At 64.3% G+C, this 19,924-nt stretch carries 15 protein-coding genes; 4 read left to right on the forward strand and 11 right to left on the reverse strand.

Annotation, left to right across the window (positions count from 1 at the left end):
* Window positions 1-4: 4 nt before the first annotated feature.
* The 6 genes from AC2FMM_RS00665 to AC2FMM_RS00690 are packed head-to-tail and all read right to left on the reverse strand — an operon-like array spanning window position 5 to window position 6,008.
* Complete coding sequence (locus tag AC2FMM_RS00665; RefSeq protein ID WP_496795510.1) at window positions 5-757, reverse strand: polysaccharide deacetylase family protein; 753 nt, start codon at window positions 755-757, stop codon at window positions 5-7.
* On the reverse strand, window positions 754-1,896 hold the full coding sequence (locus tag AC2FMM_RS00670) for a glycosyltransferase family protein (RefSeq protein ID WP_496795511.1): 1,143 nt from the start codon (window positions 1,894-1,896) through the stop codon (window positions 754-756). The genes AC2FMM_RS00665 and AC2FMM_RS00670 overlap by 4 nt, the downstream gene beginning before the upstream one ends.
* A complete protein-coding gene (locus tag AC2FMM_RS00675) occupies window positions 1,893-2,477 on the reverse strand; it encodes a histidine phosphatase family protein (protein WP_496795512.1) in 585 nt (194 codons plus the stop codon). Before AC2FMM_RS00675 ends, AC2FMM_RS00670 begins: the two co-directional genes overlap by 4 nt.
* Window positions 2,474-3,550, reverse strand: a complete 1,077-nt coding sequence (locus AC2FMM_RS00680; RefSeq protein WP_496795513.1) for a glycosyltransferase family 4 protein — start codon at window positions 3,548-3,550, stop codon at window positions 2,474-2,476. Before AC2FMM_RS00680 ends, AC2FMM_RS00675 begins: the two co-directional genes overlap by 4 nt.
* On the reverse strand, window positions 3,550-4,797 hold the full coding sequence (locus tag AC2FMM_RS00685; RefSeq protein WP_496795514.1) for a glycosyltransferase: 1,248 nt from the start codon (window positions 4,795-4,797) through the stop codon (window positions 3,550-3,552). Before AC2FMM_RS00685 ends, AC2FMM_RS00680 begins: the two co-directional genes overlap by 1 nt.
* Window positions 4,794-6,008: a glycosyltransferase family protein gene (locus AC2FMM_RS00690; protein ID WP_496795956.1), complete on the reverse strand. Its 1,215-nt coding sequence runs from the start codon at window positions 6,006-6,008 to the stop codon at window positions 4,794-4,796. The genes AC2FMM_RS00685 and AC2FMM_RS00690 overlap by 4 nt, the downstream gene beginning before the upstream one ends.
* Before the next feature lie 363 nt (window positions 6,009-6,371).
* On the opposite strand from AC2FMM_RS00690, the gene AC2FMM_RS00695 reads away from it, so the two are divergent.
* Window positions 6,372-8,747, forward strand: coding sequence for a mechanosensitive ion channel domain-containing protein (locus AC2FMM_RS00695; RefSeq protein ID WP_496795515.1), 2,376 nt, complete (start codon window positions 6,372-6,374; stop codon window positions 8,745-8,747).
* Window positions 8,748-8,770: 23 nt separating this feature from the next.
* Here the strand turns inward: AC2FMM_RS00695 and AC2FMM_RS00700 are convergent, their stop codons facing one another.
* From AC2FMM_RS00700 to AC2FMM_RS00720, 5 genes are read right to left on the reverse strand one after another with little or no spacing between them, the layout of a single operon-like run.
* On the reverse strand, window positions 8,771-10,120 hold the full coding sequence (locus AC2FMM_RS00700; RefSeq protein ID WP_496795516.1) for a CoA transferase: 1,350 nt from the start codon (window positions 10,118-10,120) through the stop codon (window positions 8,771-8,773).
* A complete protein-coding gene (locus AC2FMM_RS00705; RefSeq protein WP_496678964.1) occupies window positions 10,117-11,271 on the reverse strand; it encodes an ABC transporter permease in 1,155 nt (384 codons plus the stop codon). Before AC2FMM_RS00705 ends, AC2FMM_RS00700 begins: the two co-directional genes overlap by 4 nt.
* On the reverse strand, window positions 11,268-12,296 hold the full coding sequence (locus AC2FMM_RS00710) for an ABC transporter permease (RefSeq protein ID WP_496678962.1): 1,029 nt from the start codon (window positions 12,294-12,296) through the stop codon (window positions 11,268-11,270). Before AC2FMM_RS00710 ends, AC2FMM_RS00705 begins: the two co-directional genes overlap by 4 nt.
* Window positions 12,297-12,309: 13 nt before the next feature.
* Entirely contained in the window at window positions 12,310-14,223 is a 1,914-nt protein-coding gene (locus tag AC2FMM_RS00715; RefSeq protein WP_496795517.1) for an ABC transporter substrate-binding protein, read from the reverse strand.
* Entirely contained in the window at window positions 14,216-15,988 is a 1,773-nt protein-coding gene (locus AC2FMM_RS00720; protein WP_496795518.1) for an ABC transporter ATP-binding protein, read from the reverse strand. The genes AC2FMM_RS00715 and AC2FMM_RS00720 overlap by 8 nt, the downstream gene beginning before the upstream one ends.
* Before the next feature lie 234 nt (window positions 15,989-16,222).
* Between AC2FMM_RS00720 and AC2FMM_RS00725 the strand changes: the two genes are divergently transcribed.
* The 3 genes from AC2FMM_RS00725 (at window position 16,223) to AC2FMM_RS00735 (ending at window position 19,923) form a co-directional block, all read left to right on the forward strand.
* Window positions 16,223-16,720 carry a class I SAM-dependent methyltransferase gene (locus AC2FMM_RS00725; RefSeq protein WP_496686866.1) on the forward strand — a complete coding sequence of 166 codons (498 nt, stop codon included), beginning with the start codon at window positions 16,223-16,225 and terminating at the stop codon, window positions 16,718-16,720.
* Between the two features lie 92 nt (window positions 16,721-16,812).
* Window positions 16,813-17,442 carry a glutathione S-transferase family protein gene (locus AC2FMM_RS00730; protein WP_496686868.1) on the forward strand — a complete coding sequence of 210 codons (630 nt, stop codon included), beginning with the start codon at window positions 16,813-16,815 and terminating at the stop codon, window positions 17,440-17,442.
* Window positions 17,443-17,520: 78 nt separating this feature from the next.
* Entirely contained in the window at window positions 17,521-19,923 is a 2,403-nt protein-coding gene (locus AC2FMM_RS00735; RefSeq protein WP_496795519.1) for a GcvT family protein, read from the forward strand.
* The last annotated feature ends 1 nt before the right edge of the window (window position 19,924 follow it).

The raw sequence follows: 19,924 nt of genomic DNA on the forward strand, positions 1-19,924 counted from the left end.
TCGTTCAGTGCGCGGGTACTGTCCAGATGCGGACTGGACCCTGCAGCAGGTGCGTCAGCAGTGCTTCGGTGAAATCCCAGATCTGTTGATCATGGACCAGATGGTGGGTCAACACGCCAAAAGGCTCCTGGGGGTCCGCGCGGCCCAGCCGGCGGTCGCGCAGCAACACCGTGGTTCGGGCGATCAGCCCATCGGGGTCGGCTAGCCCGCGCGTGCCACGCCAATCAATCGGGTCCAGATGGGTATTCACCTGCTCAAGCTCCGGCGCCGCCAGCCTTTGAGTGCGCGGGGTTGCCGTCGACAGGAACCGATAGCCCAGTTCGGGCAGCGTCGCTGCGACTTCGGGCGCGATCCGGTTCCAGGGCGGCACGAACATCGGGCGCAGCCGGTCTCGGAACTGGTCGCGCAATTGCGCAAGGCCGCGGCGGGCATCGTCCTTGATGGCCTCAAGTGGCCGATGCAGGCGGAATTCGGCCTTCTTCTCACCGGCGGGCGCGTGGTTGTGGTGGGCCCAGCCATGAACCACCGGAATCAGCTCGGGCGTCCGGGCGATCAGGGTGGCAAGATCCGGCTGGGCCGCCTGCGGAATGACGGCCAGATGAACCGGCAGGCCCAGCCGCCGCGACAGGTCCGTCAGGCGTTGGAGTTGCGGCGTCGCCGCCACGGCATCATCATCGCGCCACCACAGCGGCAATGTATGCCCGGCCTGGGACCAGATACGCAGTTCGTCCGCCAACGGGGTCCAGTCCCAGGTCATCCGCGCGCCTCCCGCAGCTGCAGGGCGATTTCGACCGTCCGATGCGCACCGTCAAAGCCTTGCGTGGCCGGAATGCGGGGGCCCTGTTCCATGACTGCTGCGACCGAACGGGCCAAAGCGTCTCCGGTCAGCTCCGCCGAGGACAAAACGCGCATCGCCGGCAAATGGGCGAGGCTACGGGCTCGCAGGGTCTGCTCCACCTCCTTGCCGTCATCAAACGGGATCAGGACGCCCGGTGTACCCGCTTGCAACAGGTCCATTGCGGTGTTGTACCCGCACATGCTGACGGACGCCCCCGCCAGAGGCAGCATGTTGCGAAAATCCGGCCGGACCGGCTCGATCGTAGTCGGCCAGCCTTGGGCCAGTGTGCGCAGTTCATCCATGCGGGTTTGAGCATCGCCGCCGCCGACCAGCAGCCGCCAGCGGCTGTCTGGCATCTTTCGGGCGGCCTCGATGGCCGCGCGAAAGATCGGCTGCCCCACCGAACCGCCACCAGCGCTCACCAGAACCTCGCCTGTCCCGATGCCGTCGCAATGGGGCAGCGGCGCCGGCGGTGCGACGAAACCGGTATAGTGCAGGCGGCTTTCCAACCGCTCAGACACCGGCCAGCTGACGCTAAGGGGTGTGACTTGTGGGTCGGAATGCACCAGCACGCCGTCGAAGAATTCGGCCACGATCTCGTCGGCCCGTTCGGCCTTCGCGGGCTTGGAAGGGGGTGCCAGGATGTCGCGGATCGAACTCAGCACAACCGGTCGCGCCGGTAGGTCCTTTGCCGCCGACAGCAGGGCAAGAAACTCAGCGCTCAGGCTGCGGCGGCCGAAGGGGAACAACTCGGTAATCAGAATGTCGGGCTGACCGGTTTGCACCGCGTCCGCTAGCATTGCGGTCCGTTTCGCCAGATAGTCGGGGTCAGCGGGCTGGCCGCTTTCGGTCAGCAGCCGCGTGAAATCAGTGCCGTCCGAGCGCAGCGGCGGCAGTTGAACGAGGCTCAGGCCGGTACGATCCAGTTGCGGCGCGGGCATCCCGCCCGAGACGACCGTGACCGCGTGCTCGGCCTGGGCAAAAGCCCGCCCCAGCGTCAGGGCCCGGCTGAGATGTCCGGTTCCCAACAGATGGGTGACGGCGATCATGACCTTCATGACATGTCCTCGCGCGGGGTCAGGCGGACCGGTTCGGGTTCGGGCTGCATCCGGTCCAGATCGACAACATATAGGCGGTTGCGTTTGATACGGAATGGCGCAGGGCCGGCAAACCCCCACCCCCAGGCCCGGGCCAGAATGACGCGCATGATCCCGATATGGCAAACGGCGACCGCATCGGTTTGCAGACTGGCCAGCCAGGGCTCGAGCCGGGCCCAGAGCTCAGCCGGGCTTTCGCCGCCGGGGGGGCGGAAATTCCAGCTCCAATCCTCGATGTGGCGGTAGCCGCTGTCGGGGTCGGCGATCAGGTCCCGCCCGCGCTTTCCTTCCCAGTCGCCCCAGTCCATCTCGGTCAGGGCCGGATCGGTGCGCGGCACGCGCCCCGTGACCAATTGCGCCGTTTCGATCGCGCGGCTCAGCGGGCTTGACCACAACTCCGCCTCGTCCCAAGGGGGCGGCAGACACAGGCCGGACAGCTGGGCGCGGGCTTCGTCGTCCAGAGGAATGTCGCTGCGGCCCTGAATGCGTCCGGCGCGGTTCCAGGTGGTATGACCGTGTCGCAGCAGGGCCAGACGTGTCATGTGCGGTCCTCCAGCAGGGGCGCGACGCCAGCCCAGAACCGGTCCGAGGCCGCAGGCATCAGGTGGCGTTCGGCGATATGAGCGCGAGCCTTCCCGCCTTCGGTTCGTCGCAGGTCGGTATCGGCCAGAAAGTTGTCGATACGGGCGGCCAGCGCCTGCGGCCCTTCCTCCGGCTTGGGATAGCACGAGGGCGCCAGCACGTCCCGCACACCTGGGCGATCCTGCGCCACCACCGGCACTCCGGCGGCCTGCGCCTCGAGATAGGTCATGCCATAGGCCTCGTTCACGCCCGGCCAGACCAAGAGCGCGGCGCGCGTATAGGCATCCTGCATCGCGGGGGCGTCCAATTGCCCAAGAAAGCGCACCCGCGCGCCGAAAGGGGCCATCAGGGCCTGAACCTGCGCCCGGGCCGGGCCGTCGCCGGCGATGTCCAGCGACCAGTCGCCTTGCAGCAGGGCCAGCGTCTCGGCCAGGATCGTATACGACGCCAGCTTGTCGCCGGGCCGCATCATGCCCACGGCCAGCATCGGTCCGTCGCAGCGCGACCGGGACGGCAGATCCGTGCGCGGCAGGAACGGGGGCAGCTCGATCAGCGCCTGGTCGCCATATCTTTCCCGCTTCAGCGTGATCAGGTCGTTCGCCGTGTGATAGAAGATCACCCGGGCCGCATCGCACGCGTCATGGGCAGCGCGGGCGAACCCGGCCCATGGCCCGGTCAGGCGCGACAGGGCGCGGGTGCTTTCAAGTTGCACGTAAGGAAGGCCGCGGGCCTTGGCCACAACCGGCCCCAGCAGATCGGGCGCCTTGTAATAGTTGTGGTAGGTTACCCAAAGCCCGGTATCGCCGGGAAGGTCGGCGATCAGCCGTTCGGCCTCGGACCGGGCGGCCCGACGCAACGTGGCCTGGACCGATGCGTCCCCCGTCTTGTCATAGATGCGCAGGCGCGAGACCAGATCGACCGGGGTTCCATTGGCCCCGATTGCGGCCATCAGGTTACGAGCCATCTGCCGGTCGCCCGACGGTATCGGACTGTCCGGCGCTTTCATCGGCGCGTAGAAGGCCACCCGCGTCATCACCCCTGATCCGCGCACAAGGCCCGCAGCCGGGCCGACAACCGTGCGATGCCGGGTTCCATGCGGAATTCGGAAATCAACCGGTCATGGGCCGCGTCGGCCATAGCCGCGGCTTTCGCGGGTTCTGCCGCCAGGGCCGAGATCGCACCCGCCAGTGCGTCAGGCGTGTCGGCGGACAGAACCCCGTGCACCCCATTTTCGATGAATTCGGGGATGGCCGAAACCGGCGTGGACAGGATCGGCAGCTTCTGAGAAGCGGCCTCCATCAACACATTGGGCAAACCATCCCGGTCGCCATCCGCCGCGATGCGGCTGGGCAGAACGAACAGGTCGGCCGCGCGCATGGCCGCGATCACCTCGGGCTGGTCGCAGGCACCCCGCCAGGTGATGCGGCCCGACAGACCCAGGGATGTGGCCAGGTCTCGCAGGCCGTCCGACAAGGCACCGCCGCCGATATGGGTCCAGTGCCAGTCGAGCTGCGCGGGCAAAAGCGCCAGCGCCTTCAACAGACGGTCAAAGCCTTTCTTTTCGACCAGCCGGCCCACCGAGAGCATGCGGAACGGCGCGCCGACCTTTCGCAATGGGCGGTCTGGCGCGTGCGGGAATCTGGACAGGTCCAGCCCGTGATAGATCAGCTCGACCCGGGCCGGATCGTCGGCCAGCTCGCGCAGGTGGCGGGCGCCGACCGCAGTGCAGGTGGCGCCGAAGGCCGCGCCATGGGTGCCGGCCTGCAGCTTTTCGCGCTTCTCCCAGTCGGGCGAGGTCCAGATGTCCTTGGCATGGGCCGAAAAGCTCCACGGCAGACCCCGCATAATCGCGGCATAGCGCGCGACCGAGGACGGCGTATGCATGAAATGCGCATACAGTGCGCGGGTTTCGGCGGGCAGTTCGGCGGCCAGAACGCAGGCCTGACCGAACCGGCGGATGCGGTTGTGCGTGGGGTCGCGCCGCAGATCCTGCCGCCACTGCCGATAGGCGCGGTCGTATCCCGGCAAGGCTTGCGCGGCCCGGCGCCCCGCCCAGACCCGTTCGGGTTCTTCGAACAGGTATTCCGGCAGGTAATGGACCGTGCCGGCGAACCGGTCGTGCAGCGGGTGGCGCTTGGTGTCTGTCGGGTGGCGCAGCGACCAGATGTCGAAGTCGTGGCCCGCCTCTTGCAGGGCAACCAGTTCCTGGGCGATGAACGTCTCGGACAGGCGTGGCCAGCCCTTGACCAACACCGCCAGCCTAGGCGCGGTTCTGCTCATCCGGTGGCGCGCTCCCGTTCCTGCGACAGCAGGGCATCGACGCGGCCGGTAACATAGTCGAGCCCGTCCAGCAGGCCGGCGCGGATCGCCTGCGACGGCAGCGGCTGGTTCGGCAGGTTTCGGATGGCAGCAATCATCGCCTGTGGAGTCAACCCATCGCGGGTTTCGTCTAGCATGCGGACGAGGCCCAGGTCTTCGGCGCGCGAGGCGCGGATCCATTGTTCCAGCCGCGGCGTGGTGCGCGGCACGATCACGGCACGTTTGTCAAACGACAACACCTCGCAGAAGGTGTTGTAGCCGCCCATGCACACAACTCCCGCCGCACCCGCGAACAGGGTCTCGATCTGCGATTCGAACCCCACCGCGGTCACCCGCCCGTTCAGGGCCGCGACACGGGCTTCGAACTCGTCGCGCAATTCGCCCGACAGGAAGGGGCCATAGACCAGAACGGCGCGCGGCGACAGGTCCGGGTCCTGCTCGTAAGCCGACAGCACAAGGTTGACCATGGCCTTGCCATCCCCGCCGCCACCGGGCGTGATCAGGATGTACGGCTGTTCCGGCGGAGTGCCGACCGGGCCCTGGTCGCGGCGCAGATAGCCGGTCCAGTGAATGCGGGCCTGGGTCGCGGGGCTGAGCGGCAGGCCCCGGGTCGGGTCATAGACCGAACGCAGACCATAGACCCAGATTTCGTGGTAGAATTTTTCGGTGGCGGTAACCGCATCCTTGCGGGCCCATTCGGCGGCCAGAACTTCGGGTTCATCGAGCACGTCGCGCAGGCCCAGAACCAGCTTGGCATGGCCCGTTTCGTGCAACTGCTCGAGCGTCGGCAGCAGTTCGCCACGGAACCCAGTGGGCTCTTTGTCGACGATCAGAACATCGGGGGCGAACTGGCGTACGGCGGTCTGGATCAGGCCTGACCGCAATTCGGTCACTTCGTCGATCCCCATGCCGATGGTCTGCGCCGCATAGGAGCCATCCGCGCGTTTGGTCACGCCGGGCAGGCGCACATGGTCGACGCGTCGTGGAAAGGTGAACCGACCGGCGACCGGGGATCCGGTCAGGATCAGCGCCGAGGCCTGCGCGTTGGCCTGCGTGATCGCGGACGCCAGCGCGCGTGATCGTCTGAGGTGGCCCAGACCGAACGTGTCGTGGCTGTAGAACAGGATGCGCGGCGCGCGGCCGGTTATTTGGTCTTTTGTGCCTAGGCCCATGCCTTCGCCCGTTTCATTGGTCTCGGTGCATTTTCCGCGCGTTCGCACCTGATAGCGTATCTTTTCCGGGTCCGCTTGCCAAAGGCGCTGTTTCAGCGCCGCAAATGCGTCAGGCATTGCGATTCGGCAACAGCCCTAGGGCATTTGCCGACGTGGACCCGAAACGGGTTTGCTGGCGCGGGATGGCCGGTCTCGGATGTGTTACTCGGAAATCAGGCATTTGAAAATATGCCGGCCGTCAGGAATGTTGGAAAAAAACACGCCACTACACGTTGTCGGGAAATCCCGGCCGGACGGTTTGAACAGGGCCGCGCGCGCCTGTAGGCTGGCGGACAGCCGATATGAAATTGGGTGCCAAGCCTTATGAATCTGACAATTCTTGTCCGCGTGATGTGCCTGTGTTGGGCGATGATGGTCGCAGGTGCGATGCAGGCGCCGGCCCAGACCTCGCTGATTCCGGGGTATCCGACGGGGTCGGACGACCAGGTCGGGACGAGCAGCGACTCGGATATTGCCGCCGCCATACGCGCGGCAACCGAGGCAGGGGCCAGCGTCATCGTGATTGACAGTGCCGGAAAGGTGGTGCCCTCGGGTGCCGGGTCCACCGCTCTGGCTGAGGACGCGCCGCATGATCCGATGTCGGAAAGCTCGCAGTTGATGAAGGCGCAGGAGCGCGTTGCCAAATTCAGCGAGGCCGTCCGTTCGCGGTTCGAGGCGTTGCCCTATTCGATCTTCGAGGTGCGATACATTCTGGAACAGACCAGCCCCGATGGTCGGATCATGACCTATGTCGAGGTTCTGGGCTGGAACATCCTGTTCCTGCTGCTGGGTCGGTGGCTGTCGATCGAGCTGTACGGCAAGCGTTTTGCCCGACGGTGGGTCGTCGCCCGGATCAAGGAAAACCCGCAAGGGTATCGAGAAAAGATGCCATTCCTCGTGTTCCGGTTCCTGATGGGAATCGGGGCCACCGTCTTTGCCATGCTGATGGCGCTGTTGGTGGGCTATCTGTTCTTCGGCCAGTCTGAGGACGTCTCGATCCAGTTCACGGTGACCGCCATCTTCACGGCCTTTTTCCTGTCGCGTACGGTTTCGGACCTGTGGCGCATGGTGCTGTCACCCTATCTCAGTCAATATCGCCTGCCGCCGTTTTCGGACCGGGACGCCAAGCGGCTTTACATCTGGGCCTCAGCGCTGGCGACTTACGACATCACCGCGGTTCTGTTTTCGACTTGGGTGGCGGATTTTGGCCTCAACTACAACGTTTATGCCATGGTATATGGCAGCCTGACCCTGATCGGGCTGGTCGGAAACATCCTGATGATCCTGTTCAACGCGCGGGCGATCTCGAACGCGATCCGGGGCGGGCGCAGGCCGGATCAGGTGTCGTGGCTGCTGCGTTTCGTATCCTTCGGCTGGGCGCCGGTGCTGATCGTCTACCTGGTGTTCAGTTGGTTCAAGTTGGCGGTGGATCTGGTTCTCGAAACCGAGGATTCGATTCCGATCGTGGCCAGCAGCTATCTGATCTTCATGTCCGTGGTCATCGCCTACGGGGCCATGAACTATGTTCTGGAACGGTATTTCGACCGCAATCGCCAGATCGAGGCGATAAACGCCGAGGCAGACACGGATGACGAGGCGCGCGAGACTTCGGAAACGCCCGAGGCCGAGCAGCGGCGCCACACGATGGTCACCTACGAGGATCTGGCCCGGCGGGTGGCCGGCATTCTGGCCTTCGTGGTCGGCATCTATGCGCTGGTGGTCATCTGGAATCCCGAAGCCAGTTGGAGCGAGGATCTGCCCGTCGGGCGCGCGCTGGACGTGATGGTGATCCTGTTCATCGGGTATATCCTGTTCCATTTCTTCCGGATCTGGATCGATATGAAAATCGCCGAAGAAGTCGAGGATGGTGGCGGTCAGGCCGAATTGGGCGACGAGGGCGGCGAAGCCAGCCAGAGCCGGTTGGCAACACTGCTTCCGCTGTTCCGCGGCGCCATTCTGGCCATCGTGGTGGTCTCGATCGGGTTGATCGCCCTGATGGAGGTTGGCATCAATGTCAGCCCGTTGTTTGCCGGCGCCGGTGTCGTCGGCCTGGCGGTGGGCTTTGGGGCGCAGACGCTAGTGCGGGATATCTTTTCGGGCGCGTTCTTTCTGTTGGACGATGCGTTCCGCAAGGGCGAATATGTTGATATCGGCGACGTGAAGGGGACGGTCGAAAAGATCTCGGTCCGGTCGATGCAGCTGCGCCACCATCTGGGGGCGCTGAACACCATACCCTTCGGCGAGATCAAGGTGCTGACCAACTATTCCCGCGACTGGGTCATCATGAAGCTTCCTCTGCGGGTGACCTATGACACCGATGTCGAAAAGGTGCGCAAGCTGATCAAGAAGCTGGGGCAGGAATTGCTGAGCGATCCGGTGATCGGCGACAATTTCATCCAGCCTCTCAAATCGCAGGGCGTGATCGAGATGCAGGATTCCGCGATGATCATCCGGGTCAAGTTTATGACCAAGCCGGGCGATCAATGGCTGGTGCGCAAGCGGGTCTATCAGGAGATCAGGGAACTGTTTGCGCGCGAAGGCATCCAGTTCGCCCACCGTGAAGTGACTGTGCGACTGGCCGACGGCAAGGAGGCCGGCGACCTGACGCCGCAGCAGCGCGAGGCGGTGACCGGTGCGGTTCAGGCCGCGATCGACGAAGACTATCTGGACGATATCGGGCCGGGCGGCGATGACCGCTGACCGAGCGGCGGTGGCGCGTGGGGTCAGGACGGCTCCCACACGGGGGAGGAGGTGCCCAGCCGGGACGCGTGCAGGGGCCATTGCATGCCGGCCGGCCCGACGTTCAGTGCGGGCTTCAGACGATGACCCGGCCCCCACCCCGATTGCTCGGTGTCGTGGGCATAGTCCGCAGGGGTCGGCTTGGTGATGTCTTCGGTGGTCTCGGTCTTGGCGAGGCTGGCCAGAAGCTCGGCCGTGCGGGCCAGCGACAGCCGGGCATCCATGACGGAACGGCCCAAGGTGGCCTCGGTCAGGGCCGAGAGGACGGCGGCGGCCATCAGGTAGCCGGTCGCGTGGTCCAAAGCCTGAACCGGCAGCGGGGTCGGCTTTTCGCCCTTGGCCCACAGACGGCCGGCATCGGCGATGCCTGCGCTCATCTGTACCAAGCTGTCGAATCCGCGCCGAGCCGCCCAAGGCCCCTGCCAGCCATAGGCGTCCAGCGTGACCTCGATGCGGTTGGGTGCAATCTCGTCGCGTTTGGCCTTGTCGAGGCCCAGTGCGTCCAGCGCCCCTGGGCGATAGCCGTGCACGAACACATCGGCTTGGGCCAACAGCTCCTGCAGTCGGTCCATTCCTGCCGGCGATTTCAAATCCAGATAGGCACAGCGCTTGCCCAGTGAAATGTCGGGGATCACCCCGGGCTCGTCCCAGTCCGGAGGGTCGATTCGCAACACCTGCGCCCCGAAACCCGCCAGTGTCCGGGTCGAGACTGGCCCGGCCAGAACGCGGGTCAGGTCCAGCACCCGCAGCCCCGACAAGGGGCGGGCAGCGGTTGCCCGGGGCCGGTCGCGCAGCGTGATCCGGCGCGGACCGTGCCAGCCGATCAAGGGGTCGCGGGCGACGGCGCGGCCTTGCGGGTGGTCGAGCCACTCGGTGCGGCTGCGCATGGCTGCCGCAACGCCGCCTTCGGCCACGATCCGGGTCTCCAGATCCGAGATCGACCAGTTGCGGATGGCCTGCGTCACCGCAGTGCGGTCGGCCAGGGTGTCCAGCACCCTGAGCGCGGCCGCCCGATGGTGGGGCAGGTTGGTGTGCAACCGGATCCAGCCGTCGGCAGCCTGATAGTCGCCGGCGATCGGATCCCAGAGGTTCGGCATTTCCCACCCGTCGGGCTTTAAGGAATACCCGAACCAGAGGGACGCCAGACGACGATTGACCGACACGGCCGGCGTCGCTGCGGCAAGGTTGGCCGCCTGCATGAACCGGGCAAGTTCAAACCCGACGGCGGCGAAACTGGCGGTGGCCAGGTCCGAGACGGCAAAGGCGCTTGGCAGCGCACCGGACCCGCTGACCCGATAGGCCCCGGCCGGCGGAAGCGCCGCCAGCAGGCTCATTGCTGATAGGGGTCCAGACTGTCGCGCAGCCCGTCACCCAGGAAATTGAAAGCCAACACCACCACGATGATCGGCAGCATCGGGATGGCGGTCCAAGGGTAGATCTCGATCGAGGCGAGGTTCTGCGCGTCGTTCAGCATCACGCCCCAGCTGACCGCCGGTGCCCGCAGGCCGAGGCCCAGGAAGCTGAGCGCCGTTTCCCCCAGGATCATGGCCGGTATCGACAGCGTGGCCGAGGCAATCAGATGCGACATGAAGTTGGGCAGCAGATGCTTGCGGATCACCCGGCCGGAACTGGCGCCCATCATCTCGGCAGCGCGGACATATTCCTCTTCGCGCAGCGACAGGAATTTGGCGCGCACGGAACGGGCCAGGCCGGGCCAGTCGAGGATGCCGAGGATGATCGAGATGATGAAGAACACAGCCACCGGTGACCAGTTCGACGGCACTGCCGCCGACAGCGCCAGCCACAGGGGCAGTTCGGGCAGCGACCGCAGGATCTCGATCACGCGGTTGATGACCCAGTCGATCCGCCCGCCGAAATAGCCGGCCAGCGATCCGAACAGGATACCCAGGAAGAACGAGACCGAAATGCCGATCAGGCCCACCGTCAGCGACAGCTGCGCGCCGTAGAGGATGCGGCTGAACACGTCGCGGCCCAGCCGGTCGGACCCCCACAGGAACAGGGTCGTGCCCTCGGGCGGGCAGAACAGGTGCGTGTTGGAAGGGATCAACCCAGCCAGTTTGTATTCCGAACCCTCGCAGAAGAACCGGATCTTGCGCGGGTCGTCCGTGTCGGTCACGAATTTCCACTGGAAGGTCTCAAGATCGGCCTCGGCCACGGTCGGATAGACGAAGGGCCCGATGAACTCTCCGTCGTGAAACCAGTTCACCGATTGAGGCGGGGCGTACAGGTGCTCTCCGTTGCGGTCATTCGGCCCGTAGGGCGCAATGAACCCGGCAAAGGGCAGCATCAGGTAGCACAACAGCAGGAAGATGCCCGAGATCAGGCCCAGCCTGTGCGTCTTGAACTTGCGCCAAACCAGCACCCAGTTGGGAGCGTCTAGGTCCTTGCGCTCCAGCTCCTGCAGGGCGGCCTGCGGGTCGAACGGGGCGTCATCGACATAGCGGCCATCGGGAAGTCTGCTCATGCCTCACGCCCCTCGTAGCGGATGCGCGGGTCAAGCATGACCAGCAGGATGTCGGAAATCATGGTGCCGATCAGGGTCAGCAGGGCCACGAACATCAGGATGAAGGCCGACAGGAACTGATCCTGTGTTTTAAGCGCCGTCAGCAGAGTGGGGCCGATGGTCTGCAAACCCAGCACCACCGACACCAGAACCGAGCCCGACACCATCGAGGGCAGCAGGTTGCCGATATCGGCCACGAAGGGGTTGAATGCCACGCGCAGCGGGTATTTCGTCAGCATCCGCGACGGCGCCATCCCCTTGGCGATGGCGGTTTCGACATAGGGCTTGCCCAGTTCGTCCAGCATGTTGGCACGCAGGCGCTGCATCATCGCCGAGGCGCCCGAGGTACCGATCACGAAGGTGGGTACGATCAGATGCACCAGGATCGACTTCATCTTGTCCCAGCTCATCGGCTGGCCTTCGTAGATCGGGTCCATCAACCCGCCGATGGGCAGGTTGAAATAGCGGTGGCCGTAGTAGAACAGGATCAGCGCCAGCAGAAAGTTGGGTGTGGCCAGCCCCAGATAGCCCACGAAAGCGGTCGTGTAATCGACCCAGGTCCGGGATTTGGCCGCCGCCATCACGCCCAACGGCAGGGCCACGGCATAGACGAACAGGATGGCCGCCAGGTTGACCACGACCGTCAGCCACAGCGTGTCGCCCACGATCTCGGCCACGGGGCGGTCGAATTCGAAAGACCAGCCATAGTTGCCCTGCAGCAGCCCCTCGAACCCGTGGGGGCCGGGGATAAACCCCATCCAAATCAGGTATTGTTGCCACATCGGCCGGTCCAGCGCATATTCCTTGCGCAGGAACTCGGCCTTGGCCACGCCCGCCGACTGCCCCGAGGCCTGCAATTCCGCGATCTGGTTGCTGAGATAGTCGCCGGGCGGCAGGTTGATGATCACGAAGATCATCACCGACACCACCAGAAGCGTCAGCAGCATCGTGAAAAAGCGATACACCGCATAGCGGAGCATGATCATCGGTCAGCCCTCGTCAGTCCGCCAAGAAGAATTCGTCGGGCCGGTGCACTCCGAAATGTGCGCCGGGTTCCCATGCCCACATGGCTTGTTCCGGCACGTTGCGCAGGCGGTTGGATAACACGATCGGTTGCGGCGCTCCGTTCAGGATGCCGATGGCATAGACCTGTTCGGCGTGGATTTTGAGCATGGCTTCCCAAGCCGCGCGGCGCTGGTCGTCGTCGGTGGCGACCTGCCAGTCATGGGCCAGTTCCAGAAGGCGCTGCGCCTCGGGCAGATCGGGCGGCTCGCCGGAACCGCCGCCGGTTTGATAGTGCTGACCCCATTTCGGCCAGGACAGAAACACCTGGTCGGTGGGCGCCACATACAGCGGCGAAGTATAGACCTGCGGAATACCGTTGTCCCATCCGTACCAGACCGACGCCATCGTGTTTCCGGCAAACACCCGGTTGCGCAGAATGTCCCGGTCCAGCGGGCGCATCACCAGCTTGACGCCAATCTCGCGCCAAGTGTCGGTGACGATCTGCAGCGCGTTCTCGACTTCTTGCCTTTCGCCGGCGGTTTCGATCACCAACTCCATCGAGCGGCCGTCGGGCAGCAGACGGATGCCGTTCCTGTCCCGCTTGTCCAAGCCGGCTTCGTCCAGCAGGGCATTGGCCTGGTCGACATCGAATTGCGCCCAGGCCTGCGCGTTCTCCTCACTGTAGAAGGGCGAGGCCGGCAGGACCGACATGGCCGCCGGATGCGCCAGTTTGAAATACAGGGCCTGATTGATGGTCTGCCGGTCGATCGCCAGCGACAGCGCCCGGCGGACGCGTACATCGCGCAGCACATTGCGCCAGACTGCGTCTTCATAGTTCAGATTGGGATAGATCGCGATCTGCGAGGCGACACCGGTCTTCCACAGCAAGGTCTTGTAGTTGCCCTGCGCCTCGCCCTTTTTCAGGATCGAGGCATCGCGGAAGTCAAGCCCGCGGCCCTGCAGATCGGTCTCGCCGGCATTGGCCTTGGCGGCGACCAGGCCGGGCGCGACGATCTCCATCTCGACCACGTCGATATAGGGCAGTTGCACGCCCTTGGCGTCGATGCGGTGATAGTAGGGATTGCGTACGAAATTGTGCCGGATCTTCTTGCCCGAGCTGGCATTCAACCAAGGCTGAAGAGTCGGCAGTTCGTGGTTGTCGTACTTGTAGAGGTTGTCCAGCTTGTTGTGCAGCGCGGCCCAGCTTTTGACGCGGGCATCGTCAACCTGGAATGCAAGCTCTTCCTTGTCGGCGTATTTCTCGTGATAGCGTTTTAGGAATTCGGCCGGCCGATAGATGAAGGGCGGGCGCGCCTGCGCCAGCGACTGAAGGAAGTTCGGGTTGGGATCTTCCCATTCATAGATCACGGTCGTTTCATCGGGAAACGAGACCTTGGGAAACTTGCCCTCGATCCGCAGGAAATCGGGTGGGCCTGAGGGGCTGAGCAATTCGTTGTTGGCGACGTCCTCCCACCAGTACCGGAAATCTTCCGACGTGAAGGGCTCGCCGTTGGACCATTTGTGGCCTTTGCGCAGATGCAGCGTGAACTTGCGGTTATCCTCGTTCTCGTAGCTGGCCAACAGGTCGGGAACCAGGTTGTAATCGGCATCATAGCCCACCAGCCGCGCATAGCCATAGACGACCATCTGGCGGATGTCCTTGGACCGGGTGACCATGGTGCGCAGGGTGCCCCCCTGTTTGCCAAAGGCGCGGCCCTTGGCCTCCAGATCCACGATCAGCGGCTCTTGCGGGATACGGTCCTGTATCGGTGGCAGGTTCCCGGCATCGACCTCGGTTTTCCAGAATGTGCTTTCCTGCAGATCGGGCGGGGTGTCCGCCTGTGCGGCAAGCCCGAAGGCAGAGGCCAGAACGGTGGCCAGCGTCAGTAATCGAGGGGTCTTAAACATGGCAACGTACCTTATGGCCGGGCTCCATCTCTACCAGTGAAGGTATCACGGTGTCCGAGAAACGAAAGGCGTCATCCCAACTGTCCGGTGATCCGGCGCCTAGGGCAACGAGCTTCAGGTCGATAGGGCGGTTGATGTCGGGCTCGGGCTGGGCCGCGATCAGCGCCTTTGTGTAGGGGTGGCGGGGATTGTAGAACAGCGTCTCGGGCGGGGCCTGTTCGACCACCAGCCCCTGCCGCATCACGGCGACCTCGTCCGCGATTCGGGCCACCACTGCCAGGTCGTGCGAGATGAAGAAATAGGACAGGTTCAGGCTGTCCTGCAGTTCCTCAAGTAGTGTCAGGATCTGTTCCTGCACCGAAACATCCAGCGCCGAGGTCGGTTCGTCGCAGATGATCAGCGTGGGGTCCAACATCATCGCGCGGGCAATCGACAGTCGCTGGCGCTGGCCACCGGAAAAGGCATGCGGATAGCGTTTCAACATGTCGGCGTTCAGCCCGACGCGTTTGAGCATCTCGGCCGCCTTTTCGCGTTGCTCCGCCGAGGTGCCGATCCCGTGAATCTCGAGCGGTTCGGTCATCGCGTCTTGAATGCGCATCCGCGGGCTGAGCGAGCTGTAAGGGTCCTGAAACACCATCTGCGCCTTGCGCTGGAACACGGTACGTTCGGCGCGCGTCATCTGATGCACCTGGATCGGATCGTCCTGCGGCGTAGCGCGAAACAGAACCTCGCCGCCGGGATCGGGCAGTTCTGCGCCCAACGCGATGCGCGCGGCTGTGGTCTTGCCCGACCCGCTTTCGCCGACCACGGCCAGCGTTTTGCCCCTTGCCAGCTTCAGGTCGATGCCACGACAGGCGTGGATCAGCTTGTCGGCCTTCCACCCGCGGCCCGCCCGCATCGTGTAGGTCTTGGAAACGCCCTTCATCTCGAGGATCAGATCCTCGTCCGGCATGGGGATGCCCACGGCGTCCTCGTCTGGGATTTCCGGCGCGGCCTCGAACAATTGCTGCGTGTAGGGATGCGCCGGTTCGCTCAGGATCAGCGCGGCGGGACCCGCCTCCATCACGCGGCCCTTGTGCATCACGACCACCTGTTCGGCCATGTTGGCCACCACGCCCAGGTCATGCGTCACAAGGATCAGCGCCAGCCCGGTTTCCTGCTGCAGGTCCTTGATCAGCCCCAGAACCTGCGCCTGCGTCGTCACGTCCAGCGCGGTGGTGGGCTCGTCGGCGATCAGCAGGTCGGGCTTGGCCACCATGGCCATGGCAATCATCGCCCGCTGTCGCATCCCGCCCGACATTTCAAAAGGATACGAGTCATAGGCCCGCACGGGATCGGGAAAGCCGACACGTTCGAACTGTTTCAGCACTTCCTTGCGGGCCTCGGATTCCGAGGCCCCGCGATGCAGCCACAAGACTTCGCTGACCTGGTTGCCGATCTTGTGCAGCGGCGACAGCGACCGCATCGGCTCTTGAAAGATCATCGAGATCCGGTTCCCCCGGATGTCGCGCATCCTGCGCTCGCCGAGCGTGGCAAGATCAAGCTGATCCTGCCCGGTGCCGAAGGTGATCGTGCCCTTCCGGATCTGCGCCGCGCGGGGCAGGATACGCAGCACCGCCCGGCATGATATGGTCTTGCCCGACCCGGACTCTCCGACCAAAGCCAGCGTTTGTCCGGCCTCGACATCGAAGCTCACATCTTTGACGACGGAGTCTCCGTCCCCGAAACCGATGCTCAGGTCTCGGACAGACAGCAAGGCCGTCATGCGGAGGTTCCGCCCGTTTGGCCGCCGGTGGGCATGGCTTTGATCAACTCCCTGTTTTTTGGACGCAGTTTCGCGCGCCCGGGGGCAACTAGTCAAACACCTTCTTGGGGGAAAACGTCGCGGACTCGCGTCCCTTGGTGCATTGTCCCTACACAAAGCCTTGAGTTTTTGTCATCCAAGGCCCGACCGGTCCGCGCCAACGGGCCTGCAAAGGTATCACGGAGAGATCAGATCGTGCCACATCAACAAAGCCGCTTGGACCTGTTCATCGACCGCATGGTTTCGCAGCGGGCCTGCCTGGATGCCGCCATCGCCCAGACGTCCGGCATGGCCGGTCCGGTGTTCGAACTGGGGCTGGGCAACGGGCGGACCTATCATCACATGATCCAGCGCATCCAGGATCGTCCGGTCTATGTGTTCGAGCGCGCGGTGGCCTCGCACCCGGATTCAACCCCGTCCGAAGATCGTCTGATCTTGGGCGACGTGCGCGAGACGCTGCCCGCCGCGCTGGATCGGTTCGGCGCAACCGCCAGCCTGATTCACGCCGATCTGGGCGGCCACAACAGGGAAAAGAACGATGCCTTCGCCCGCTTCGTGTCGCCGCTGATAGAACCACTGCTGGCCGAAGGCGGTTTGATGGTCTCGAGCGACCGGATGTATTTCGAAACGCTGGCGGAACAGCCCCTCCCCGAAGGCGCGGTTCCGGGTCGCTGCTTCATCTACCGGCGCTGAGCGGCGTTCCGCAGGGTCACTTTGCGCAGGGACTCGATCCCGGCACGGCGGGCGGTCTAACCTTCGCGTGACGTTCACGCAAAGGACCGCCCATGCTGTTTTACGATTGCTCTACCGCTCCGAACCCGCGCCGCGCCCGCATGTTCATCGCCGAAAAAGGGCTGCAGATCGAAACCCGCGACATCTCGATCGCCAAGGGCGAGCAACTGAGCGAGGCGTTTCGCAAGGTGAACCCCCGCGCCACCATTCCGGTGCTGGTTACCGACGAGGGCGCCGTTCTGACCGAGAACCTCGGTATCGCCGCCTATCTCGAGGCGCGCTTCCCCGAGCCCCCTTTGATGGGGCGGACGCCGGACGAGAAAGGGCTGGTGCTGATGTGGAACGCGATCGTCGAACAACAGGGCGGGGCGCCCATCGCCGACGCGCTGCGCAACACGCATCCGGCCTTCAAGGACCGCGCCATTCCCGGCCCGCAGAACCACGCGCAGATCCCTGAACTGGCCGAACGCGGCATCGCGCGCGTCGGGGCGTTCTTCGACCTGCTCGAAGAACGCTTGCAAGACAGCCCCTTCATCGCGGGCGAGGCGTTCTCGCTGGCCGATATCTCGACCTTCGTTTTCGTGGATTTCGCCCGTGTCATCAAGATGCGCATCCCCGAGGGCAACACGGCAACCCGAGCCTGGTTCGACAGCGTGCAGGCGCGGCCCAGCGCCAGTGCCTGACAGCACTGTACAGAAATGTCTAGACAGAAGTGAACAGTGCCCCTAGCGTCCTTTGGGAATCGTCCAGGGGAGGTCGGGATGAAATCGCAGTATCGCGTTGTGGTCATCGGGGGTGGCGTCGTCGGCGCCTCGGTTCTGTATCATCTGGCCAAGTTCGGTTGGTCGGATGTGGTCATGCTGGAACGACGGCGTCTGGCGTCGGGGTCGTCATGGCATGCGGCGGGGGGCATCCACGCGCTGAACGCCGATCCGAACATGGCGGCGCTGCAGGCTTACACGATCGACCTTCTGAGCGAGATCGAGAAGGAATCGGGCCAGAATATCGGCCTGCACATGACCGGTGGTCTGACATTGGCCGGAACCCCCGAACGGTGGGAGTGGTTGCAGGCGAATTACCGCATCTTCCAGTCCATCGGCATAGACGATTGCGAATTGCTGAGTCCGAAAGAAGCGCAGAAACGTTGCCCGATCATGTCCACCGACGGCATTCTGGGCGCGATGTGGGCCGACCGCGAAGGCTATATTGATACCACGGGCACCGTGCAGGCTTATGCCACCGCTGCCAAAAAGCGCGGGGCAGAATACTATGAGGAAACCAAGGTTGAGGAACTGATCCAGACCGCCGATGGCTGGCAGGTGGTGACCGACCGGGGCACGATCACCTGCGAACATGTGGTCAACGCTGCCGGCCTGTGGGCCAAGCAGGTGGGGCGCATGGCCGGGGTCGAGCTGCCGGTATCTCCGCTGAAACACCACTATCTGATCACCGACACGGTGCCCGAGGTCGCGGCGGCCGATTTCGAGATGCCGATGACCGTGGATCTGGAGGGCTTCACCTACATGCGGCAGGACCAGAAGGGCGTTCTGGTTGGCATCTACGAGGTCGATCACGAGCACTGGGCCATGGACGGCGCGCCATGGAACTATGGCGAGGAGCTGTTCCAGGAGCAGCTGGACCGCATCGAGAACGAACTGATGCTAGGCTTTCAGCGCTACCCGGCGATCCAGAATGTGGGCATCAAGACATGGGTGAACGGCGCCTTCACCTTCTCGCCGGACGGCAACCCTCTGGTCGGTCCGGTGCCGGGCAAGCGCGGCTATTGGACTGCCTGCGCGGTGATGGCCGGGTTCCTGCAGGGCGGCGGCGTCGGCAAGACGCTGGCCGAATGGATGATCCATGGCGAGCCCGAGGCCGACGCCTGGCCGATGGATGTGGCGCGCTATGGCGACTTTGCCCAGAACAAGCGCTACATCCGCGAAACCACCGGCCAATTCTATTCCCGACGCTTCGTGATGACCTATCCGAACGAGCAACTGCCCGCCGGACGCCCGTTGAAGATGTCGCCGGCCCATGACGCAATGACCGAGGCGGGTTGCAAATGGGGGGTCAGCTGGGATCTCGAGGTGCCGCTTTATTTCGCGCCCAAGGGGTTCGAGGAAACGCCGACGCTCAAACGCTCGAATGCCTTCGACATCGTGGCCGAGGAATGCCGCACCATCCGCGAAGGCGTAGGCCTGATGGACATCACCGGGTTTTCACGGTTCGAGGTTTCGGGGCCGAATGCGGAAATCTGGCTTAACAAGGTGATGGCCTCGAACCTGCCGGGACCGGGCCGCGCGAAACTGGCGCCGATGCTGGGCGAGAACGGGCGGCTCAAGGGTGACCTGACGGTTCTGAACTGGGGCGACGGCACTTGGTGGATCATGGGCAGCTATTACCTGCGTGCCTGGCACATGCGCTGGTTCGACGATCACATGATCGACGGGGTCACCGTGCGCGACCTGGGCGAGGAGGTCTGCGGCTTTGCCGTGGTTGGCCCGAAATCGCAGGCGGTGGTCGAGAAACTGGCCGAGCAGGATATCTCAACCCTGAAATTCATGGGCTGCGGTGACTACGACATCGGCCTCGTGCGCGCCCGCGTGGCCCGCATGTCGGTCACCGGCGAAAAGGGCTATGAGATCAACTGCCGCTATGGCGACCACATCGCCCTGCGCCGCGCGCTGCTTGAGGCCGGAGCCAGCGAAGGCATCCGCGAATGCGGCTTCAACGCGATGCTGTCCACGCGGCTTGAGAAGAGCTTTGGCATCTGGTCGGCCGAATTCACCCAGGCCTACACACCCGGCATGACCGGCTTGGACCGCTGGATTGACTGGGACAAGGATTTCGTCGGTAAGGACGCAGCTCTGGCCGAGCGTGAGGGCAACGGCCCGGCGCAGGTTCAGGTGACGCTCGAGGTGGACGCGCTGGATGCGGATGCCAGCGGGTACGAGCCGGTCTGGGCGGGCGACCAGCGCGTGGGTTTCGTGACCTCGGGCGGGTATGGCCACTATATCGGCAAGTCGCTGGCGATGGCGCTGGTGGACCGCGACAAGGCACAGCCGGGAACCGAACTGTCGGTGCACGTGGTCGGGGTGGAGCGGCCCGCGCGAGTGATCGCGCCGTCGCCCTATGATCCCGAGGGCAAGGCGATGCGGGGCTGAT

It is taken from the genome of Ruegeria sp. BHSC043 (assembly GCF_059612985.1).